The sequence below is a fragment of the Dactylosporangium sp. McL0621 genome (genome assembly GCF_049995355.1).
Classification (GTDB): domain Bacteria; phylum Actinomycetota; class Actinomycetes; order Mycobacteriales; family Micromonosporaceae; genus Dactylosporangium.
Map to the genome: position 1 here is coordinate 4611956 of NZ_CP188259.1, position 21207 is coordinate 4633162.

Genomic DNA, 21207 nt, shown 5'->3' on the forward strand with positions numbered 1-21207 from the left:
GATAGAGGAGTTGATCACCTTGGACGGACAGGAGCTGCAGAAGATCGCGGGCGACTGCACTGTGGAACTACCCGGCGCCGACCTCGAGCATCGTTTCGGCCCCGAATGGGAGCTCTACAAGGTGCGCGGCAAGGTCTTCATGCTCATGACCGACATGCCGGGGCGCCCCGTCGTGATCCTGAAAGCTGATCCGGACGACGCCGCAGCCCTCCGTGAGCAGCACGCAGACATTACCCCCGGCTATCACATGAACAAGAGGCACTGGATCACGGTGGAAGGCGGGGGCACCATCGACGAGAAGCTAGTGAAGGAGCTCGTGATCGACTCCTACCGTCTCGTAGTCGGCGGGCTTCCCAAATCCGAGCAGCCCGTGGATCCGCGCACCTACGGCCGCCGCGCCTGACCTTCGTCATGCCCATCAGCGGCGAAAAGCTCCAGGACAGAACGCGCGACACGGCACCGGCGCTGCCCGGGGTCAGCCACGGGCGCCCGTTCACCGAGCAGCTGGACGTCTACAAGGTGGCGGGCAAGGTCTTCCCGATCGTCACGGACGACCCGGACGAACGCATCGTCACCCTCAAGGCAGAACCGGAGTACGGGCGGCTGCTGCAACACGAACACCCATCGATCACCCCATGAACAGGTCGTGGAGTTTCCTGCGTGCGGCCGAGTCCTGATCGGAGACCTCGTTGGCCAGGGACCCCAATGGGCACCCGTACCGGCCGTCTTGCAGGGCATTGTGCGCGACAAGTGCGTCCCGCCAACGTCGCAGGCCCGTGAACGTCCTCACCTTCTCCAGGCGTTCTCGCTCACGGGCTATCGTTCGCTCGCCCACAAACTCGATGTTGTGGAAGCGGGTCAGCGGCCCGCGGCGGTGCTCGACCCGTCCGTGCATGGTCTTGCCGTACGGCGTGGAGGTGAGTACCAGGCTGATCTGGCCGCGGAGCTCGTCGGCACGCCGCGGGGTAGTGCGGTGGCGTCGCCGCGCAGGACCCGGCCATGGCCGGTGCCGCCCTGGGGGCGGGCGAGGTCGATGTTGGCCCGGGTGAGGGCCACCCAGCCGGGCTCGTACTCCATGCCTAGGGCGTTGCGCCCGGCGTGGATGGCCTCGACCAGGGTGGTGCCGGTTCCGGCGAGGGGGTCGAAGACCAGGTCGCCGGGCTGGGTGTAGTCGTCGATGAGGGCGGCGGCCAGGTCCGGCGCCATCCGAGCCGGGTGCGCCCCGGAACCGGCCACGTGCCGGCTGCGGCGCTGCTGGGCGAGGCTGCGCTGCCCGACGAGGATCACCGACGGCATCGGCTGCGGTGGTGTGTCGCCGCAGCTGGGCGACACACCGCCGCCGATCATGGTGGGACCGGCGGCCTGGGCAGGGGTGCGTTCAGCCGCGGCGGCCACCCCGAACGACAAACACGAACAGGTCCAGGTGGACCTTGAGATGGGCGGCGGCACGCAGCATCCCCGGGTCGGCCGGGCGGGCCCGCCAGGTGATCTTGTGCCCGACGATCGGCGCGGTGATCGCGACGATGTGTTGCAGCCAGCCCAGACCGGCGTGCTGCGCGGCTGGGATGAGCGCGCTGCTGTGCTGCGCGTACGTCTGCTGCGGCGGCAGCTCGGCCAGGGCGACGATGGTGCAGCCGCCCGGGCCCATCAGCCGCCGGCAGGTGGCGAACATGGCGATCAGGCTGTCGCGGTGGATCCCGTCCGGCCGGGCTGCTGGGGGCCAGGGGAGCACGATCAACGCGACGGTGCCGGCGGCGTGCTCGAGGTCGGCGAGCCGGTCCGGGTGCGTCACGCTGCGGTAGACGCGGCCGCCGGCGCCGGCGGCGCCGGCGAGGGCCGGGTCGTCGCCGATCGACACGATGGTGTCGCCGGGACGGGTGTGGACACCGACGAGCAGCGCCGCCAGCCGTGGGCTCAACGCGTCGGCGCGGCGGTGGCCCCAGCCGCCGTCGACGTCGGCGACGCGCCACACCGCGATTGGCACCGGCGGGTCACCGGGGACGACGTCGATGTCGCCGCTGGCGATCAGGTTGGACAATGCCAGTGGGTCGTCCTCGTCACCCGCCGGCCCGGCGGCGACCGGGGCATCTGCGGGGTTTTGCAGGTCATGGTGGTGCGCGGTGGTGGGGTGGTGCGTGATGTTCGGGGCGCGACCGTCGGGGTCGCGGTCGGCGTGGTCGTGGATGTCTGTCATGGGCGGGTGCGGTTCCCGCGCCGGGCGGCTCGTGTTCACGCCCACCCAAGGCCCAACTGGTCCCCTGCCCGCAGCCCTCGCCCGGGCGGGCCCACCCAACCGGCACCCAACTGGCCCTCCGGCCGTCGAACCGTGTCAGGGTGGCGGCACCCAACCCGGTTGGGCGTGGGCTGGCGACCCCGGCCCAGCCGGTTGGGTACCAGTTCGCCGGACGTTGGTTGGGCACCCAACTGGCGTGCGGGCCGCCTACCTGCGTGAGGTCGCGGCACCCAACCAGACGGCACCGGATGCGCAGACGCCGAACCTCCGGCGCGTCCCGGACTACCCACCGGCGTGGGGCCAGTTGGGCCGCGTCCGTGCTCGCGGCGGTCTGGATGGCGAGCGGCCCGGCAGCCCGTGCGCGGCGGACATCGACCCCGAGTCCGGCCGTCCGGTCGGCGGCTGGCTGATCGAGCGCAGCGACACGGGGCGCGTATACAAGCAGCGGTGCGACCCGAGACCCGGGCTCGGGCGCACCATCCGGTACCGGTGCCGCGTTCGATGTCGACGACCTGCGACGGCCCCCGCCCCGCACCGGTACCGGTCACGAGCCCGGTCACCGGTTCCCGCGCCTGGACCGGTGCCGGCGCGCACCACCCGGTACCGGTGACCGGTACCGGATGCCACCTGGTGGCCGGGCGTGCGCCCGGCACCGGTACCGGGCGCCAGCACGTTCGCAGCAGTTGGTACCGGACCGGTTGGTGATCGAACCGGCTGCCCGATAGCGGTCACACCGACCCGAGAAGGGTCACGTTCCGTTGCCACCGTCAGCCGGTCATCGGCCGTTCGGCGGTGGGCTGCCGGTCGACCAGACGCGGCAGCCTGGGTCGGTCGTGGCACTGCCGCGCTGCAGCCGCCTGGTGTTGAACAGGGCAGACGGCGTGGTCGGCGCTGCGATGCGGGCGGTGGCGTCGACGTGCCGCGCGGCGCCGGACACCACGCTCGGCCGTCCTCGCGACCGTCGCTGTGCCTCGCTGAAGGCGCAGATGGGCGGGTCTGCGGAGCAGTCGGACCTCGGCCGGTACTCGCCTGACGCATCGGTGACCGCCGCCGGCCTGACCGGTTCCCGCCGGACCCGGTAGCGCCCGGCGTACCGCACCGGTCACCCGCGCCACCGGGCAGGGACACGTGCCGATGGCGGGCGCCCCGGTACCGCCCGGTTGCGCTGACCCGCCGTACCGGTACCGGGTCGGGACGACCGGTGACCGGAAGCGGCACCTCACCGCTGTACCGGGTGCCGGGACGACCGCGGCGCCACGCGGCGGACGGGCTGGTGTCGTGCTGGCGTAGCTCGCGAGCCCGGCAGCGCGGACCTGGGGCGGCTGCGCGTCGCCGAGCGCGGGTGGTGCCCGGGGTGAGGGCCGCAGTGCGGTGGCGCCGCTGGTTCTGCTGCGTGTCGTGGCCGGCGTCTGTAGGGGCTCGTCGGCGTGGTCGGCCGCGCGCGGCCCCGGTTGGGTCGGGCCTGCCTAACGGACCCAACCCACCTCGCTGAGCTGCGAGGACATCCAGCGCTGCGCCCAACGGGCGGGCCCTGATGGAGTGCCTGCCGCACGGCGGGGGTCGGCCCGGCGATGGGGGCGTTGAGCTGGGCCCAACCGCCCAACCGCGGGCGGGCACGGCTGCCCTCGGCATGATCCGGTTGGGTGTCCGCGGGTTGGCCAACGCGTTGGGTGGCCGTGCGCCCATGGACGGCGTCCCCGCGCTCGACCTGGGCCCGATCCTGCGGCCGGGCGGGCGTCTCGTCTGACACGGGAGCACCCGAATGCCCACGCAAACGTCCCGACCGGCGTCCCCGCCGCAGTCCCATCCGGCCCGTCGGACGCAGCGCCGGTCCTGGCCGAGCACCGCCCTCGACGCCGCGCAGCGCGCGTTCGATCTGCTGGTCTGTCTGCCTGCGCCGCTCGCCTTCGACGGGCGTGCCTTTCCCGGCCTGCCCAACCGGATCTTGCCCCTCGACGAGTTGAAGAAGCTGCTCATCGACGACGCGACGCCCCGCTCGGTGCGTGACGAGGTGTGGCGGGAACTGGTGGTGCGAGCCCGCCGGGACGGCCCGGCGTGGGTGATCGCCGCGGTCGGTATAGCGATGCCGGGGCTGCGCCGCACGGCCGGCAGCCTCGGCAAAGGCTGGCCCGCGGACTCCAGCGACCGCGACAGCGAACTGCTGACCGGGTTCGTGGACCGGCTGCGCAGCATCGACCTGCGCGACACCCGCATCGCCGGGAAACTCATCGACGCCGGCGCCCGGGCGGTCAAGGCCGCCCGGGACCGGGAAGCGGAGTCCGACGCGATCCGGGTGCGGACCACCTGGTCGATGCCCCCGCAGCAGCCGTGGGATCACCCGGACTGGGTGCTGACCCGGGCGGTGGCCCAGGCGGTCATCGACCCGGACGAGTACCTGCTGATCGCCGCCACCCGCCTGGACCAGGTCGCGCTCGGCACGGTGGCCGACAAACTCGGCCTCAGCGTGCCGTTGGCGGCGGCGTGGCGGCGCAAGGCCGAACGACGTCTGGCCGACGCGATCCGCGCCGGCGAACTCGACTGGGTTCCCCTGGTGGCGTTGATGCACGGCAGCCCTGACCCGCAGGCCCTCGGCGAGACGTCACGGATCGACCCGTCCCTCGGTGATGACGGCCGTGGGTCGCTGGCCGCCGGTGCGGCGAGCGGGGACGCGTCATGACCTCGACATCCACGAGCAACGTCGCGTCCACATCCGGGGTACCGCAGCGCGGGCAGCCGGGTCCCTTCCCGGTCATCGTCGTGCGACCGGCCACCGCCACGATTCCGGCCTACCTGCGCCGGCACCGGGGGTGCCGGCGCGGCGCCAACCAGCTGGCCGCTGCCCTGACCGAACAGTGCCGCGCCGTGCTCAAGGCCGGGCCCAGCCTCGACGACGACATCTGGCTTGACCTCGACGACCCGCGCCGCTGCCTGCTGTTCCTGCCCGACCGGCAGGTCGTGGAGGACCTCATCCGGCAGGCTCCGGTGGTGGCGGCCGCACCGCCACCCGGCACCGTGCGGATCGGCCGGGACCTGCAGGGCCGCCCCGTCGTGGTGCTGCTGCACGGGCCGCACTGGAGCCTGGTCCTGCGCCGTGGGCACCCGGATCCGGCGGCGTGGGTGTTCCTCGGCGTCGCCGACCCCTGCGCGTTGCGCTTGCACGGTGGGCGCGAGCTCAGCGTCGACTGGGACGAGATGACCCGCGACGTGTATCGGATCCTGACCGGCGGCACCGGCTGACACCGGCCCGCCCCCGGCCCGGCCGCTCGCAGGATCGCTGCGGTCGCGCCAGGCCAGCGGGGCGACGACTCCGGGAGGAGCCGTCGCCCCGCTGCTGTACTGGGCGCCCGCGGCCGGGCGCCGGACGGCGCGCACCACGCGGTTACGCCCCGACACGGGCCCCACCGGCATCGCGGCTGACGCCCTCGCGACACGACCGGCCGGCGCCGACGGGCCCCCGGGTGAAGATCCAGTTGGGCCAGTTGCGTGCCGGTTGGGTGCCGGTTGGGTGGCCGGGTCGGCGCGGGTGCTGTGTTGGGTACCCAACCGCAGCCCTTGGTGGGCAAGGAATCGCCACCGACCCGCGGACAGTTCCGCGCGGGTCCCGCGGTTCCCTGCGCCACCACAGGGCGTGCCCGGGACCGGCCGGCCAGACGGCCGTGTGTACCACCCGTCGCTCATCGCACCCCGTGCAGAAGCAAGGCTCCCACGGCTCGCCCCTGCCGCCCCTGCGGTGACGCCTCCCATCCGCTCGACGCGAACGCCCCAGCCCGCTGGGGCGGGAGGTGTGAGGCACCCATGCACCGCAATCCCAACGTCCGCAACATCATCCGGCGTACCGTGACCATCGCCGTAACCGCCGTCCCGGCGCTGCTGGTCGCTGCCACCCCGGCGTGGGCCGCCGACAGCATCCCCTTTGCCGTCTACGACCTGCCCACGGTCGTGGGCAACATCACCGCCTTCATCACCAGCATCATCGCCGTGGTCGCCACCCTGTTCCTGACGATCGGCGGCGCCCAGTACCTGATGGCCGGCGGCGACCCCGCCCAGGTCGAACGGGCCAAGGGCTCACTGAAGAGCGCGGGGATCGGCTACGCCCTCGCCGTCCTCGCGCCGATCCTGCTGACCATCCTGCAGCAGATCCTGGGCGGCTGATATGGTCGCCTCGCTGTTCAACGGAGCGCTCGCCGTGGCGGCCGAGGCCGTCCTGGCGGTCCTCAACGTGTTGTGGGGACTGCTGTCCGGCACCGCGTTCACCACCCCGGACGTCAGCACGCTGCCGCAGGTCACCGCCGTCGCCGGCAAATCGATGATGGTGGTCAACGCCTGCTTCATCCTGGCGATCGTCACCGCCGGGATCGTGACGATGACCAACGGCACCGTGCAGTCCCGCTACGGCGTTGGGGAACTGCTGCCCCGGTTGGTGATCGGCTGGATCGCGGCGAACTTCGCCGTCCCGATCTGCCGCAACCTCGTCCAGGTCGCCAACGCGCTGACCGAGGCGCTCACCGGCGACACCGTGACCTCCCAGAGTTCGATGCTCCGGGTGCAGCAGATCACCTTCGATGCGCTGAACAACCCGCCCAGCGCGCTGCTCGCCGTCATCATCGGCCTGATCGTCGCCGTGCTGACCGGGATGCTGCTGATCACCTGGATCGTGCGGCTGGGCGTGCTGATCATCCTGGTCGGCATCAGCCCGCTCGCGCTGGCCTGCCACGCCACCCCGTTCACCGACGGCGCCGCGCGACTGTGGTGGCGTTCCATCCTGGCCACCGTCGCCACGGTCGTGCTGCAGGCCCTCGCGCTGCACACCGCCCTGTCGGTGTTCCTCAACCCGGACGCCAACGCGCCGCAGCTGGGCCTGCCGCACGACCCGACGGGCACCGGCAACCTGCTCATCGTCCTGTGCCTGTTGTGGGCCGTCGTCAAGATTCCCGGCCTGATGCGCCGGTTCGTGGCCAGCGGCGGAGCCCGAAACGCCGCCGGGATGATCTTGCGGATGGTGCTGATCCAGCAGCTGACCAGCGTGCTGCGGCTGCCGCTGCGACGCGGCGGTGGCCGGGCAGCGGCCGGTGCCGGTGGCGCCGGCCGGGGTGGCCGTCCGGGCGGCGGATCCCGCGGCGGTGGCGGCCGGACGTGGATGCCCTCCACCCTCGGCGGCGGCGCACTGTCCGGCGGCCGCGCCGGCAGCGGCGGTGCTGGTGGCCGCTCGTTGCCGTCGCCGGCCGGTGCGGGACCGGGGCGCGTGGGTGTGGCGTGGCCGACCGGGCGGCCGGTCCGGCCGTACACCACGCAGCAAGTCGCGTCCGGCGTCGATGCAGCCTGGCGGAGCGCGCCCAAACGGTCGACGCCCACACCGGCGTCCGGGCCGGCGCCGGCGCGTTCGTCGCGTCCGCCGATCCGGGCGGCCGGTGTGGTGCCCACCCCGCCGCCGGCCGGACCCCGGCCGGTGCTTCCGGCCGGGGTCAACCCGGCCACGGCGATGCCGCAGACCCAGCCGGTCCGGCAGCCGGTCCGGCCGGTGCCCCGCCGCCGGGTCCCCAGCCAGTGGCACCGCCCCACCCGCACCTGATCGCCATCACCACCCGGAAGCGGGGCGACGGCATCGACCGTCGCCCCGTGCCGGGTGCGCTCCAGCCGCCGCGAGCGGCACCAGTCGAACGCACTGTCCCATAGGAGTCCACTGTGGACGCTGAAGACGTTCATGCCCGGGTACCCGCAGACATCGAGGCGCCTGACCGGATCGTCTGGGGTCTGACCGCCCGGCAGGTCGCCATCATCGCCGCCGCCGCGGCGCTGGGCTACCTGATCCTGCGCACCGTCGGCAGTCTCCTGCCGCTGCCGGTCGTGGCGATCATGCTCATCCCGCTCGCCGGCGTCGCCGTGGCCCTCGCCGTGGGCCGCCGCGACGGCCTGCCCCTGGATGCGTGGCTGTGGGCGGCGATCGTCAACCGGCGCACACCCCGCCGAGCCGCGCCCGCCCCCGCCGGTGTGGTGCCCGCGCCGGCGTGGGCACCACAGGTTGAGGCGGACGGGCCAGCGCCGGCCGTGCTGCGGCTGCCGGCGCACGCCATCGGCGACAACGGGGTCATCGACCTCGGCGACGGCACCGCGACCGCGCTGGTCGCCGCGACCACCGTCAACGTCGGCCTGCGCACCGCCGCCGAGCAGGCCGCCCTGGTCGGCTCGTACGCCCGCTGGCTCAACGCCCTGACCGGCCCGGTGCAGGTGGTGGTCTCCGCCCAGCGCGTCGACCTGACCAGCCACGCCATGCGCGTCGCCGACGCCGCCGAGGCCCTGCCCCACCCGGCCCTCGCCGATGCTGCGCTGGACTACAGCGACTTCCTGCTCGACGTGGCCGCCCGCCGGGACTCGCTGTGGCGCACCGTCACCGTCGCGCACACCGCCACCGGCGAGCGTAGCGCCGCCACCGAGGCGATGCGCCGAGCAGAGCACACCGCGACCACTCTGGCCACCCTCGGCGCCCAGACGCGGGTCCTGGACGGCGGCACCGCCACCGCGGTCCTGACCGCCGCGGTCGACCCCTACCAGTACACCGACGCGTCCTGGCCGCGCACACCCGCCAACAGCCCGGTCACCGCCCCCAGCCTCCACGAGGAGCTCGGCGCATGAAACGCAGGCAGAAGACCACCACAGCCGCCGCCAACGGCGCCCCCAACCGGGGGCGCCGTGCTTCGTCGGACGGCGACGACGCCGCCGTGCTGACTGCGACCATCGGCCCGGCCGCGGTCGAGTCCACCCCCCGCTGGCTGCGGGTCGGGGACGGCTACACCGCCGTCCTGATCATCACCGGGTACCCGCCCGAGGTCGGCCTGGCCTGGCTGGACACCCTCCTGGCGTGGCCGGGCCGGATCGATGTCGTCCAACACATCGAACCGATCCCGGCCGCCACCGCCGCCACCCGGCTGCGGCGGCAACGGGCCCGCCTCGAGTCCAACCGGCGCCTCGACTTCGACAAGGGCCGCCTCGGCGACCCGGTCACCGACGCCGCCGCCGAAGACGCCGCCGACCTCGCCGACCGCCTCGCCCGCGGCGCCGCCCGGCTGTTTCGGGTCGGGCACTACCTGTGCGTCCACGCCCCGGCCGAGGACGATCTGGTGGAGGCGGTCGCCGAAGTCCGGGCCGCCGCCGCCTCGGTCATGCTGGACACCCAACCGGCGACCTGGCGGCAGCTGCAGGGCTGGCTCAGCACCCTGCCCCTCGGCGTCGACGCGCTGCGGATGCGGCGGGTGTTCGACACCGACGCCCTCGCCGCAGCCTTCCCCCTCGCCAGCGCCGACCTACCGGCGCCGCTGCCCGGCGACGGGGTCCCGGCCGGTGGGGTGCTGTACGGGCTCAACACCGCCTCCAACGGTGTCGTGTGGTGGGACCGCTGGTCCTGCGACAACCACAACTCCGTCGTCCTGGCCCGTTCCGGGGCCGGCAAGTCGTACCTGGTGAAGCTGGAGACGCTGCGCTCGCTGTACGACGGCGTCCAGGTCGCCATCATCGATCCCGAGGACGAGTACCTGCGGCTGTGCGACGCCGTCGGCGGCACCGCCATCCAGCTCGGCGCGCCTGGCATCCGCATCAACCCCCTGGACATCCCGGCCGGCGACCGGCGGCCGGACGCGTTGACCCGGCCGGCGCTGTTCCTGCACACCCTCATCGCCGTCCTGTTGGGCCAGCAGCCCCCGCCGCAGGAACGGGCGGCCCTGGACAAGGCCATCATGGCGACCTACGCGCAGGCCGGGATCAGCAACGACCCCACCACGTGGACGCGGCCGGCGCCGCTGCTGCGCGACCTGGCCGCCACCCTGCGCACCACCGACGTCCCCGGGGCGCAGACCCTCGCCGCCCGGCTCTCCCCGTGGACCGAGGGCAGCTTCAAGGCACTGTTCGACGGGCCGACGACCTTCCACCCGCGCGGCCACCTCGTCGTCTGGTCCACCCGGCAGTTGGCCGACGAACTGCGCGCCCCCGGCATGCTCCTCGCGCTGGACGCGATCTGGCGGGATGTCGATCTTCCCGGAGTCACTGCGGACCACCGCGCTCGACGCCCGCTGCAGGCGCGCCGGCTCGTCGTCGTCGACGAAGCCTGGACCCTGCTGCGCGACGGTGAAGGCGCGAAGTTCCTGTACCGTCTGGCCAAGGCCGCCCGCAAACGTCGGGCCGGGGTGGCCGTCATCACCCAGGACGCCGCCGACCTGCTCGGCTCCGACCTGGGCCGGGCGGTCATCGCCAACGCCGCCACCCAGATCCTGATGCGCCAGGCCCCGCAGGCCATCGATCTGATCGCCGAGACGTTCGCGCTCACCGGCGGCGAGGCCCGCATGCTCCTGGCCGCCGGCCGCGGCGAAGCCCTCCTGCTCGCTGGCTCGCACCGGGTCGCTTTCACCATCGTCGCTTCCAGCCGCGAGCACCAGCTCTGCGCCACTTTCCCAGAGTTCGTCGCAAGTCTGGAGGATTTCTGACGGAGCTCTGGTGTGGAGTACCGGAATCAGTGCAAAGGCTGTCCGGGGTTCGGCGAACTGTGGATGGTGTCGTCGTTGGAACGCTGTTCGGCGACATCGGTTTTCCCCGCAGGGGTCGCGCCGTCCTGTCTGATGTGAACGCTGTCCCGTGCTGGCCCGTGTGGCTGGCCGATGCTACCGCGGCACACTCCACAGCCGGATCGCCCCGTCGTCAATCGCGACGGTGCGGCCGTCGGCGGTGAAGCAGATCGACGTGGCCAACTGAACCCTGTCGAGAAAGGCCGTCTGCTGGCCGGTGGATGTACGCCAGAGGCGTACCCGGCCATCGTCCGCGGCGATGGTGGCCAACGTGCGGCTGTCGGGACTGAAGGTCAGACCGGAGGTGTTCCGCACGGTGTCCAGGGTGGCGACGACTCGATCGGTGGAGACGTTCCACAGCTGGACGGCGGTGCGAGGAACGCCAGGGCCCGGTACGCGATCGCTTCTGCCCGACCGGTCTCCTGGGATTACGGCCAGGGTCTGCGCGTCCGGGCTGAGCTGTACCACAGAGTCGGAAGGGACCGGGCCGATGATCGCGGTCCGTCGGCGGGTGGTGGTGTCCCACAGCTCTACTCGGTCATCGACATCGACGACCGCCATGGTCCGGCCATCTGCGCTGAACGGCGTGGTGCCCAAGGAGACAATTGAGGGGAAGCCGTGATCCACGGTGGCGATGTGTTCCCCGGTAGCGGACCATAGGTCGACATTCCCCACCTGGGGGTAGGTGATGATCGTTCCGCCGTCCGGACTGAACCGGACGGCGGACGGCGAGTCGCCGTTGCCGAATGCGGCGGCGAGACGGCCGGTGGCGACGTCCCACAGGCGTACCGTGCCGGCCTGTTGGCCATCCCCCGTAGCCTGCTGGGTCAGCAGAGCTCGGTCCAGGACGGTCGCCAGGGTTCGCCCGTCCGGACTGAACGCGAGGCTGGGACCCCCGAAGCTCGACTCCGGCGGGTTGCTGAGGGTGGCCGTCGCTTTGCCGGTGGCCGTGTCGTAGAGCCACACCGAATCAGCGTCATCTGCGATGGCCACCGTGCGGCCGTCAGGGCTGAAGACCAGCCCGCTGCCGCCACCGAGATCGGGAGCAGGTCGGACTGGTGGGTCGAGCGCGGCGGTCCTCTGGCCGGTGGACGTGTCCAGCATCTGAATCTTCTCGGAGCCGGAGGGCCCATCGGCAATCGCCAGGCTCCGCCCGTCGGGGCTGAACCACAGGTCACTGAGGAACGGGACGTGGTCGATTCTGGCGACGGCTCGACCAGTGGCCAGTTCCGTCACCTGGTCCTGATAGTTCAACGAGTGGCCTTCGGAATCGAGGGTGGTGACGACCAGACGCCCGTCGGGACTGAACACCGCGTTGTAGCCTTTGATCGTCCCCTTGATAGGCGGCCGCGGGTCGATGGCACTGGCCGTCAATGGCAGTGCCGTAAGCATGGAGACGGCCGCAGCGGCGGCGAGCAGCCAGCCCACGAAGACGGTAAACCTCGCCCGGTTGCCGGCGGGCTGGGCACGGGCCGACTGCGGCCGGCGGCGCCGGTCGACCGGCCAATGTTCAGCAAGGTATCGACGGACCACGTCGTGGCGCACCTGATAGGCGGCCCCGGCCTGCCTCAGTACACCTCTGTCCTGTGCACGGGAGAGGAATGTCGTCAGTCGCCACGGCAGCTTGCCGCGCATGGCGAGCCAGTTGCGTGCGACGGAGTAAGACACCCATGCGCTGCCGGAGCCGAGAACGAGCAGACTCAGCGAGGCGACGGCCACGACGAGGCCGGCCGTCACGGTCTCGCGGTCCGGGGGCCATCCCCCCAGACCGGCGACCGTGCCACCCGTCACTCCCGCGACGGCGAGCCCGGTGGTCAGCAGCGCTCTCCGGTCGCTGCGCAGGACCGACACCGGCGAGTGGCCGCCCTCCGGCTCTGAGACCGGAGAGCTGAGCCAGCGCCCCAGCCCCAACGTAACCGTCAGAAATCCGGCAGTTGTCGCTGCCAGGCCGTACCCGACGCCTTCGTCCAGTCCGGAGACGCCCAACAGGCCCAAGATCAGCCAGGGGGCTCCCATCAATAACCCCGTCCCGAGGCCGATCAGCAGATGCCGCGGAAGCCTGCGCAGCAACAGGCGAGTTCGCCGGGGGAGTCCGACGCGTCCGGCGCCGAGCCCGTTGGCTACCACGGCGGGTACCACGGCGAGAAGTACCACGAGCACCGTCGACGTGCTGATGTCTCGGGCCATGAGGCTCGCCACCTCATCGTTGACGGTGGTGCTGAACGTCAGCGCTGACGCAGCCGCCACGAGCCGCAGGCCAACAAGGACTGCGGCGCCGACTGCCGACAGCGTCGCGGCCGCGAAAAGCATGTCGGTGAGGCCGCTGACGATTGCCGACAGCCACGCCGCCCGGCGGGGAGCGGACTCCGGCACGCGCGACGCTCGCGCGGTGTTCCTGCCTGCGGTCAGACCGATTGCCAGACCCACGACAGCGCCGGTCGCGGCGCCCTGCCATCCGCTGCCCCGGGCCAGCCATGCCGAGATCACCCCGACGAAAGCGCCGAGAACCGTCGCCGCCCCGGCGATCAGCGAGGTGATGACGAGCCTCGGTACCGCGAGACCCAGCCGCCACCATCGCAGGTCAGGGTCGCCCGGGTGCGTCGGCAGATGTCCGACCAGGAAAGCCAGCCATCGGCCGGCCCTGTCGGCCTCCTGCTGCGAGCCGAACGCGGCCGGCAGGAAACCGGCGAGCAACTGGTTCCTGACTGCCCCCGCGGTTGCTGCGGTGGCCAACTCGGCCGGGTCGCTGGCAGGGCGCTCGTACACACGCCGCGCCAGGCCGATCATCAGTGGGGTGGACAGCGCCGAGGCGACGGGGCCTTGGGGATCCCCGGTCATCGCCGCGATCACCGGATTCCATCGGGTACTGCCGGCCGCTTCAAGACCGGTCAGGTAGGCGATGGCGTCGCCGGCCTCGACCGGCGCGACCTCCACCACGACCGCTTGGGGCAGGACGCCGACCTCGGACGTAACCCGGGCGTACTCCTCGCCGCGGCATGTCAGGATCATGCGTAGACCCGTGCCGGCCGCTTCCCTCAACTGCGCCAGCGCGCCACCGCGCAGCGCCGCAGGCATCTCGTCGAAGCCGTCCAGGACCGGAACGATCTTGTGATGCCGGAGCAGTTGCCGGACGTCGCCCTCCATAACCTGCGGGTACTCCCGGCAAATGCTATCGATGACCCATGCTTCGATGCCGCCCGGCGCGGCCGGATCCCACGCCGCCACGGTCAGTGGCACGGGTACGGGATCGCCCGGGCCGGCCGATGCGGTCGCCTCCACGACATACAGCAGCGCCAGGGTGGTCTTGCCAGCTCCCGGCTCGCCCAGTATCACCAGCTGGCGCACGCTCGCGTCGTTGAATACCTCGGTCACCGCGACGGCGGACAGCCGGCCGTCGTCGTCCAGCAACGCGCCGCGCGGCGCGTGATCGACGGCCCGGACGCGGTCAGCCTGGACCCTCGGACGGCCGGTCGGTTCCCACCGCAGCTGCAGGGGCAGGTGCAGATTCCGGCGGGCGATCTCTTGCGACAACGTGACGCCAACCTCTTGACGCAGGCGCCCCAGTGCCTCTGCATCAGACGTATCGGGGGCCCGGCTCCTACGGATCAGCCACACGAGCACCGGTACGGCGAGCCCGACGACCTCCAGGAACGGCTGGAGAAGGTTCGCCCAATCGGCGGATCTGCTCAGCCCCCGCAGCCAGAAGAACCTGGCCAACGCCACGACTGCAGCGCCAGCCACGACGGCGAAAACGATCGCCGCGACCGGCCATCGCGTCCGGCCGCCAGGACCATTCGATCGCATCTCGTCATTATCTCGGAAGCAGCGATGCGCGCACACCTCGGCGATCAGCGTCTCCACCGAACCGCCGGCGCGTTCTCCTCACCACCGCTGTCTGTACCGCCCGGCTGTCGTAGCCCCGGCTTGTCAACAGTTTCTTGGGTCTGACTCACCCGGCGACACCATCCGGTGTCCGTTCCGGGGCAGCATCGGCCCGTCCCCGCACGCGTAGTCCGCAACGAACTGGTGCCGTACGTCGCTCATCCGCCAGTCCAGCACATCCCAGCCCGGTTGATCGCCGGCACCATCCGCGTCGTCGGCCCCGGCCAGACGCCTGCCCTTGCCGAACCGCACCCTGCACGGTGCCGCGCTGGCCCAGATCCCGCCGTCAGTCCCGGATGTCCAGCAGGTAGGCATCCACGATCCTGAGCCCGCTCGACGCCACGGCGACACCCCCAGATAGGCCCGCGCCGCCGGCGCGAACTTCGCGCGTGCGGCAACCACGGCCGCCACCCGCTGCGAACCATGCCTCCACCTCATCCTCGCTGGGAGGCAACCGCACCGCTCCGTCGTCAGCCTGTGCCGGCCGGTTGAACTCGTCCACAAACCTGCTTCACCAGGCAGCCCGGTCAACCGGTTCGCCTTGATCCCCAGCAAGGAGAAAATCGAAGAAATGGCCCAACGCCCACCCCTTGTGCTGCACCGTCAGCCGGGACAACCCCAACTGCTTGCGCTGACAGGCAACAACCCGGTCCGCATCCTGCGGCTGCGCTGTCCACACTGCACGCTGCAGGAACCGGACAAACTCGAACAGCGCCGACCGGTCGTGCGCCACCGTACTATCCGCGCAACCGCCATCGACCGCCGCGAGCAGGTACTGATCCAACAGCTCCTGTTCGAAGTCCTCACGTTCCTGGCCGGTCGCCGAACGCCGCGGGGCATCCAGCGACCGGACCACGGCCAGTCTCACGACCACCCCAGCTCGCCGAACCCGACAGCCGGCCGTCAATACCGTGAACCCGTCAGAAATCCCGATCGCCTGTCAAACACCGCCGGCTCCTCCGCGTGTCGCACCTGGCCAGGCCCAAAGACCCTCAGGCCGCAGCTGGCACTCACCGAACTGTGGGGGGTTCCGGTAGGGCTGGCTGACCTCATCGACGACCCCGACCTGTAACGCCGAGCGCGCGGCGACATCGTCTGTCCACATCGGACCCTTTCTCGGAGCAGCTATGCCCCCAACACCGTCACCATCGCGGTCGGTGGACCCCATCATGGTCCCCGCCGTCCCGCACTCCCATCTGCTCGACCTGATCGCGGCCGCCGCCGGCTGGGCCGCGCACCGGCCGTGGCTCGCCGTGGTGGCTGCCGCGCTCATCGTGGCGGCCGTCATCACCACCGCGCGGGTACGCACCCCTGCGGCACCGCCGCCTCACCCGGCACGCCCAGCAGGTGCTGATCACCCCGCCGCCGCAGGTCGACCCGGCGGGTGCGACTGCCTGGTGGGCCAACCTGTACGAACTGCTGCTCGCCCCGTCGCGGTGGCGGCGCCTCCGCTACGGCACCCCACACCTGGCGATGGAGTACCGGTGGGCCGGCCGGGCCCTCACCATTCAGGTGTGGCTGCCCGGCACCGTCCCGGCCGGGCCGGTCGCCGCCGCGGCCCGCGCCGCCTGGCCGGGCGCCTCGGCGACCATCGCCGAGGCCACCGACCCGGTTCCCGTGCCTACCGAGGACAACCGGGTCCTCGAGGTGGACGGTGCGCTCGCGCCGGCGCTGCCCACCTGGTACCCCCTGCAGACCGACCACGACACCGACCCCACCCGGGCCCTCGTCGCGGCCGGCGCCGGGCTGTCCGGCGGCGAACGCGCCTGCGTGCAGATCTTGGCCCGCCCGGCCGCGCCCCGCCGGGTGCAGCAGGCCCGGCGGGCCGCCGCCGCCCTGCGCACCGGCCGACCGCCCGGCGGTGTGCTGGACCCGGCCGCGTGGCTGCGCGGCGGCCTGAACCTGCTCACCGAACTCATCACCCCTGCCCGGAGCACCGCACGCGCGGGCGGGTCCGCGCGGTCGGTGGTCGCGGACCCGATCCGCGACCACGACGCCCGGCCGGGACTGGACAAGACCCTCATGCCCCAGTGGCAGACCGGTATCCGCTACGCGGTCGCCGTCGAACCCAGCCGCGGCAGCCGCCGCAATAACAACTCCCAGGCGACGGCAGCCTCCGAGCTGGTCCGCCGGCGGCTGGTCACCGTCGCCCACGCCATCGCCTCCGCGTACGGCATCTACACCGGCCGTAACCGGCTGCGCCGCCTCAAACTGGCCCACCCGGCCGCCGTCCTCGCGCAGCGGCGCTTCACCCGCGGCTTCCTGCTCTCCGCCGGCGAGCTCACCGTCCTGGCCGCGCTGCCCACCGACATCGCCGTCGCTGGCCTCGACCGGGCCCGCGCCAAAGCCGTCCCCGCACCCGTGACGGTCCCTGCCGGCGGGCGGGGCACCAAAGTCCTCGGCCGGGCCGAGGTCGGCGGCCACGCCGTGGCGCTGCGCGTCGTGGATGCCCGCCAACACATCCACATGCTCGGCGCCACCGGCTCCGGCAAGTCCACCGAGATGACCCACATGGTCATCGACGACATCACCGCCCGCCGCGGGGTCGTCGTCATCGACCCCAAAGGCGACCTCGCCCAGGACATCCTGGACCGGCTGCCCGCCTCCGTCGCCGACCGGCTCGTGCTCATCGACCCGGGCCAGGACCGCGGCGCCACCCTCAACCCCCTCGCCGGCTTCGACGACGACCTCGTCGTCGACAACATCGTGTCGATCTTCTCCAAGATCTTCCAGCGGCATTGGGGCCCGCGGATCGACGACGTGTTGCGCGTGGCGTGCCTGACCTTGATGCGCAAGGCTAACGCCACCCTGACCCTGGTGCCGCCGTTGCTCAACGACAAGCAGTTCCGGGCGGCGTTCACCGTCGACCTCGACGACCCGGAAGGCTTGAAGGGCTTCTGGGAGTGGTACGAGGCCACTCCACCACCCCTGCGTGCGCAGGTCATCGGCCCAGTGCTGGCGAGGCTCCGGGCCTTTTTGTTGCGCGACTTCGTCCGCGACACCATCGGCGTGGCCACCTCGAGCTTCGACATGGCCAAGGTCCTCGACGGCGGCATCCTCATCGCCCGCCTACCCAAAGGCCAGATTGGTGAGGAGACCGCGAAGCTGATGGGCAGCCTCATCCTCGCCTCCGTGTGGCAGGCCGCCACCGCCCGCGCCCGCATTCCGGAAGACCAACGCCGCGACGCCTCCGTGTATATCGACGAGGCGCACAACGTGCTGAACCTGGCCGGCTCGGTCGGGGACATGCTGGCCGAGGCCCGCGGCTACCACCTGTCGCTGATCCTGGCCCACCAGAACCTCAGCCAGCTGCCCCGGGAAACCCAACTGGCGCTCTCGGCGAACGCCCGCAACAAGGTGTACTTCAACTGCAGCCCGGAGGACGCGCATCAACTGGCCCGGCACACCCTGCCGGAGCTCGACGAGCACGACCTGTCCCACCTCGACGCGTACACCACAGCCAGCCGGCTCGTCGTGGCCAACCGCGAGACCGCGGCGTTTACCATGCTGACCCGCCCGCCGCTGCCGATCCTCGGCGAAACCACCGCACTGCGCCAGGCCGTCGCCCGCACCGACACCGCCGAGCCGACCGGCGTGGAGCAACTTGCCCGCCGACCGCGCGGCAAACGAGCCCAGCGGCGTGCCGACTGACACACCAGCAACCGCAACCCCTCGACATCCAGCCACGCCGCAGACGGACAGACCGCAGCGCGCAGGAGCCAAGACCGGCACCCCGGGCGGACCCCCGGGCGAACCCCGCACCGCCGCAGCAGTGATCAACCGTGCCCAACGGCACCCAACCACCCTGGCAGGACCCCGTGACCGACGACCCGCGCCAACCCCGAAATATCCCTACGGGGGATATCCGCCGACCGGGGGTGACCCGTTCCCGGCCGGTGGCTACCCCCCGCCGGTCCACCACCCCCGACGACCTCCTCGCCGTTTCCTGGCGTCTGGAACCCCGCGACTGCGTCCTGGCCCACCTGCTCGACCAGCACCGCTTCCTCACCACCGACCAGATCGCCGCGGTCCTGTTCACCTCGCCCCGCACCTGCCGCAAACGGCTCAACGTGCTGCGCCAGATCGGGTTCATCGACTGGTTCATGCCGGTCCACCCGAGCGCCGGGCGGCTGCCGGTGCACTGGGTCCCCGGCCGGCTCTCCGCCCGGTACGTCGCGCTGTACCACGGCCGCCCGGCACCCAGCAGCCGGGCGCTGCGCGAAACCCGCGACGGACATCCGTCCGCGGCGACCCGGGTCGGGCACCTCGCCCACGCCGACGGCGTCAACCAGTTCTTCATCGACCTGCTCGCCCACAGCCGCCACCACCCCACGGCGCGGCTGACCCGGTGGTGGTCGGCCGGGCGCACCTACGCCAAGGTCGACCACAACACCCGCCCGGACGCGCACGGCGTCTGGACTGAGGACGGGCGCGTGGTCGCGTTCTTCCTGGAGCACGACACCGGCAGCGAGTCGCATCCGGCGCGGGCCGAGAAGCTGACCGGCTACCGCACGCTGCAGGACAAGGGTCCCGCGTGGCCGGTGCTGTTCTGGCTGCCCAGCACCACCATCGAGGCGAACCTGCACCGGCACCTCAGCGGCCCGGCCGGCGGCACCCTCGGCGTCCTCATCGCCACGGCGGCCCGCGACCACGCCGCCGCACACGGCGGCCCGGCCGGGCCGGTATGGACGGTGGTCGGCGGCGGCCGCCGCCGGCTCCGGCTGGCCGAGCTGCCCGGCCGGCCAGGCGCGGAAGGACCCTTCCACCCCGGCCCGCCGCAGCCCGACGAAGACCCGCTGTACCTGCTGCGCGACGACACACCGCCCACCGCGGTCTGACCGCTGCATCCGCTAGCTCGCGCAGCGCACCGCACGGATTTCACCGACACCACTGCACCAGGGAGACCGTTCGGTCCAACCTGAGCCGTACTACACCGACGAGACGGTGACGCTGTACTGACCGGTTCCGGCGCGTCCACGAAACCATGACCCACTGGTACCGCGGCCATTGGTCGGCGGTCCACCACGATGTGCCCCACGTCGCCGGCCAACCACGGCCCACCGCCGGCATCGCCCGCCGGCGGCGGCCCACCCACACCGGGCCCATCGGGTCGGTCGGCTACCCCTATGGGCAGACCCGGCTGGCCCGGTCCGTGGTCTACGCCCGCTCTGCGCACCGCACCGGCATCCACCGCACCCAGAAGCCGGTCGCGGTCCTCGATCTGCTCATCCGGTACGCCTGCCCGTCGGGCGGCACGGTCATCGATCCCTTCGCCGGGTCGGGCTCCACCGGTATCGCCGCCCGCGCGGCGGGCCGCCGCGCGGTGCTCATCGAGACCGACGAACGCTGCTGCGAGCGGGCCGCGCACTGGCTGGCGACCGGCTAGCCGTCGCCTGCCCGGCACCGCGCGATCACGGACTCCACGGCACCCAACCGGCGCGCCACGCCTACCCAACCAACCCATACGGCCCCCACACCGGACGCCTTACCCGGCGCTGGTGTGGGGGCCGTTTCGCGTTTCCGGCCGGGACTGCCCGGCCGGACCGCACGCATCCGGCCGTCGCGGCGAGCACGCCTGCCGCGTCGCGCTCCCGGCCTCCATCGCCTTCCACGCCAAGGGGAAAACCTGTATGACGACGGCTCGGCCTGCATCACCGCAGGGCGGTGTGCCGCATCCGAAGCGGCTGCTGACCCAGAACCGCGAGAGGAAAGCGATCGGCGTGTGGAACTGGACCCTGCCGGCCTGGGCCGGCCGGCTTCCCGACGGCCGCACCTACAACACCTGCCCGGCCGCCGGGATCTGTGCCCAGGTCTGCTACGCCCGCAACGGCACCTACCGGTGGCCGGTCGTCCGCGGCCGGCATCAGGCCAACCTGGCCTTCGTCCTGGACGAGCTGCCCGGCTGGGAGACGGCGATGACCGCCGAGCTCGCCCCCCGGCACGTTCCGCGGCGCCTGGGTCCGTATCCACGACGCCGGCGACTTCTTCACCGACGACTACCTGCACGCCTGGCTGCGGATCTGCCGCAGCCGGCCGGACGTCACCTGCTACGCCTACACCAAGGAAGTCGAACGGTTCCGCCGCCTCGTCGAACCCGACCTGCCGGCGAACTTCCGGTGGGTCTCCTCCTCCGGCGGTACCCAGGACCATCTCCTGCACCCCGACACCGACCGGGTCGCCGACGTCTTCCCCGACGAGGACGCCATCGCCGCGGCCGGCTGGCCCTCGCAGGAAACCTCGGACCTGCTCGCCGTGCTTGGGCCGCGACTGGTCGGCATCCCCGCCAACCGCATCCCGCACTTCCTGCGCCGCCTGCACGGCCGGCGCTTCAGCCAATGGCAGCACGCCGTCGACGCCGAGCGGGCCGCCCGCCGCCACCGCCGCAGTGCACCCCCGCCGCCGGCCGCGCCCACCAACCGTGGCGTACGCCAGCCACCCGCCGCCGGACCGCCCACCGGGGCCGGGCATCACCGGGCAACCGGCCGGCGACCCAACCGGGCCAACCGACCCAACTGGCCGGTGGCCGGCCAGCACCAGCTGCAC

The 21207-nt window shown here is 72.2% G+C and carries 15 protein-coding genes and 2 pseudogenes; 12 read left to right on the forward strand and 5 right to left on the reverse strand.

All coding sequences use genetic code 11. The features are described 5' to 3' along the window. Positions 1-19 precede the first annotated feature (19 nt). Positions 20-403 (forward strand): MmcQ/YjbR family DNA-binding protein, encoded by a 384-nt coding sequence (locus ACPPVO_RS22070; RefSeq protein WP_426513087.1) that lies wholly within the window; start codon positions 20-22, stop codon positions 401-403. 8 nt (positions 404-411) lie between these two features. Beyond that, a complete protein-coding gene (locus ACPPVO_RS22075) occupies positions 412-639 on the forward strand; it encodes an MmcQ/YjbR family DNA-binding protein (RefSeq protein ID WP_426513088.1) in 228 nt (75 codons plus the stop codon). Between the two features lie 219 nt (positions 640-858). On the opposite strand, the gene ACPPVO_RS22080 is transcribed toward ACPPVO_RS22075, so the two are convergent. Together ACPPVO_RS22080 and ACPPVO_RS22085 are read right to left on the reverse strand one after the other, a co-directional pair. Then, positions 859-1296, reverse strand: a complete 438-nt coding sequence (locus ACPPVO_RS22080; RefSeq protein WP_426513089.1) for a TRM11 family SAM-dependent methyltransferase — start codon at positions 1294-1296, stop codon at positions 859-861. 82 nt (positions 1297-1378) lie between these two features. Beyond that, positions 1379-2194 (reverse strand): hypothetical protein, encoded by an 816-nt coding sequence (locus ACPPVO_RS22085; RefSeq protein ID WP_426513090.1) that lies wholly within the window; start codon positions 2192-2194, stop codon positions 1379-1381. A gap of 1801 nt (positions 2195-3995) precedes the next feature. Here ACPPVO_RS22085 and ACPPVO_RS22090 point away from each other — a divergent pair. The 6 genes from ACPPVO_RS22090 to ACPPVO_RS22115 all read left to right on the forward strand — a co-directional run bounded on the left by ACPPVO_RS22090 (position 3996) and on the right by ACPPVO_RS22115 (position 10704). Continuing rightward, entirely contained in the window at positions 3996-4910 is a 915-nt protein-coding gene (locus ACPPVO_RS22090) for a hypothetical protein (RefSeq protein WP_426513091.1), read from the forward strand. Beyond that, on the forward strand, positions 4907-5470 hold the full coding sequence (locus tag ACPPVO_RS22095; protein ID WP_426513092.1) for a hypothetical protein: 564 nt from the start codon (positions 4907-4909) through the stop codon (positions 5468-5470). The genes ACPPVO_RS22090 and ACPPVO_RS22095 overlap by 4 nt, the downstream gene beginning before the upstream one ends. 558 nt (positions 5471-6028) lie before the next feature. Beyond that, on the forward strand, positions 6029-6385 hold the full coding sequence (locus tag ACPPVO_RS22100) for a pilin (RefSeq protein WP_426513093.1): 357 nt from the start codon (positions 6029-6031) through the stop codon (positions 6383-6385). 1 nt (position 6386) lies between these two features. Continuing rightward, complete coding sequence (locus ACPPVO_RS22105; RefSeq protein ID WP_426513094.1) at positions 6387-7802, forward strand: conjugal transfer protein TrbL family protein; 1416 nt, start codon at positions 6387-6389, stop codon at positions 7800-7802. 113 nt (positions 7803-7915) lie between these two features. After that, a complete protein-coding gene (locus ACPPVO_RS22110) occupies positions 7916-8863 on the forward strand; it encodes a PrgI family protein (RefSeq protein ID WP_426513095.1) in 948 nt (315 codons plus the stop codon). Next, a complete protein-coding gene (locus ACPPVO_RS22115; protein ID WP_426513096.1) occupies positions 8860-10704 on the forward strand; it encodes a VirB4 family type IV secretion system protein in 1845 nt (614 codons plus the stop codon). Before ACPPVO_RS22110 ends, ACPPVO_RS22115 begins: the two co-directional genes overlap by 4 nt. 174 nt (positions 10705-10878) lie before the next feature. On the opposite strand, the gene ACPPVO_RS22120 is transcribed toward ACPPVO_RS22115, so the two are convergent. The 3 genes from ACPPVO_RS22120 to ACPPVO_RS22130 form a co-directional block, all read right to left on the reverse strand. Continuing rightward, positions 10879-14643 carry a hypothetical protein gene (locus ACPPVO_RS22120; protein WP_426513097.1) on the reverse strand — a complete coding sequence of 1255 codons (3765 nt, stop codon included), beginning with the start codon at positions 14641-14643 and terminating at the stop codon, positions 10879-10881. Positions 14644-14950: 307 nt separating this feature from the next. Next, a complete protein-coding gene (locus ACPPVO_RS22125) occupies positions 14951-15166 on the reverse strand; it encodes a hypothetical protein (RefSeq protein ID WP_426513098.1) in 216 nt (71 codons plus the stop codon). A 9-nt stretch (positions 15167-15175) separates the two neighbouring features. Then, complete coding sequence (locus ACPPVO_RS22130; RefSeq protein WP_426513099.1) at positions 15176-15532, reverse strand: integrase; 357 nt, start codon at positions 15530-15532, stop codon at positions 15176-15178. Between the two features lie 259 nt (positions 15533-15791). Between ACPPVO_RS22130 and ACPPVO_RS22135 the strand changes: the two are divergent. The 4 genes and pseudogenes from ACPPVO_RS22135 to ACPPVO_RS22150 all read left to right on the forward strand — a co-directional run. Beyond that, positions 15792-18315 (forward strand): annotated as a pseudogene (locus ACPPVO_RS22135) (type IV secretion system DNA-binding domain-containing protein). Between the two features lie 245 nt (positions 18316-18560). Then, the gene (locus ACPPVO_RS22140; RefSeq protein ID WP_426513100.1) at positions 18561-19502 is read left to right on the forward strand and encodes a replication-relaxation family protein; all 942 of its coding nucleotides are present in this window, start codon (positions 18561-18563) and stop codon (positions 19500-19502) included. A gap of 146 nt (positions 19503-19648) precedes the next feature. Then, positions 19649-20050: a DNA methyltransferase gene (locus tag ACPPVO_RS22145; RefSeq protein ID WP_426513101.1), complete on the forward strand. Its 402-nt coding sequence runs from the start codon at positions 19649-19651 to the stop codon at positions 20048-20050. Between the two features lie 244 nt (positions 20051-20294). Further along, positions 20295-21060, forward strand: a pseudogene (locus ACPPVO_RS22150) (GP88 family protein); the annotation flags it as partial. Between the last annotated feature and the right edge of the window lie 147 nt (positions 21061-21207).

What these genes read in the sequence shown, in the direction of transcription:
- ACPPVO_RS22080 (WP_426513089.1), bottom strand. Translation starts at nt 1,296, where the DNA reads ATGCCGTCGGTGATCCTCGTCGGGCAGCGCAGCCTCGCCCAGCAGCGC.
- ACPPVO_RS22115 (WP_426513096.1), top strand. Translation starts at nt 8,860, where the DNA reads ATGAAACGCAGGCAGAAGACCACCACAGCCGCCGCCAACGGCGCCCCC.
- ACPPVO_RS22075 (WP_426513088.1), top strand. Translation starts at nt 412, where the DNA reads ATGCCCATCAGCGGCGAAAAGCTCCAGGACAGAACGCGCGACACGGCA.
- ACPPVO_RS22100 (WP_426513093.1), top strand. Translation starts at nt 6,029, where the DNA reads ATGCACCGCAATCCCAACGTCCGCAACATCATCCGGCGTACCGTGACC.
- ACPPVO_RS22085 (WP_426513090.1), bottom strand. Translation starts at nt 2,194, where the DNA reads ATGACAGACATCCACGACCACGCCGACCGCGACCCCGACGGTCGCGCC.
- ACPPVO_RS22105 (WP_426513094.1), top strand. Translation starts at nt 6,387, where the DNA reads ATGGTCGCCTCGCTGTTCAACGGAGCGCTCGCCGTGGCGGCCGAGGCC.
- ACPPVO_RS22090 (WP_426513091.1), top strand. Translation starts at nt 3,996, where the DNA reads ATGCCCACGCAAACGTCCCGACCGGCGTCCCCGCCGCAGTCCCATCCG.
- ACPPVO_RS22095 (WP_426513092.1), top strand. Translation starts at nt 4,907, where the DNA reads ATGACCTCGACATCCACGAGCAACGTCGCGTCCACATCCGGGGTACCG.
- ACPPVO_RS22145 (WP_426513101.1), top strand. Translation starts at nt 19,649, where the DNA reads ATGACCCACTGGTACCGCGGCCATTGGTCGGCGGTCCACCACGATGTG.